The organism is Escherichia sp. 94.0001, assembly GCF_013369155.2.
Taxonomy (GTDB): domain Bacteria; phylum Pseudomonadota; class Gammaproteobacteria; order Enterobacterales; family Enterobacteriaceae; genus Escherichia; species Escherichia coli_F.
This window is the reverse complement of sequence record NZ_JABWMS020000331.1, coordinates 1-239: the sequence shown is the minus strand read 5'-3', so window position 1 is coordinate 239 and position 239 is coordinate 1. Positions and strand designations below refer to the sequence as shown.

Sequence of the window (239 nt, the reverse complement as noted above, 5' to 3'; positions counted from 1 at the left end):
CAGTGCGGTTATTGATATGCCGAGTGGCAGGGGAAGCGTCACTCTGGAGTTTAAGGTTTTCCATAAAGGCAATCAGTGGGCAGGTAATATCACCGACTGTACGGTGATTGTGACCAAAAAAGCCGCTTCCGGCATCAGTATTCGTTGAAATTGTTATAACCCATATAAGGGCACCAGAAATGGTGCCTTTTTTATTGCAGAAAAGCGAGAGGTAATTATGCGTAAACTTTATGCCGCCA

At 44.8% G+C, this 239-nt stretch carries 1 protein-coding gene; it reads left to right on the top strand.

The annotated features are described in order from the left end of the window. Positions 1–148, top strand: a 148-nt coding sequence (locus tag HEN33_RS26715; protein WP_407585110.1) for a phage tail tip domain-containing protein, incomplete at its 5' end; no start/stop codon positions are given. Positions 149–239 lie beyond the last annotated feature (91 nt).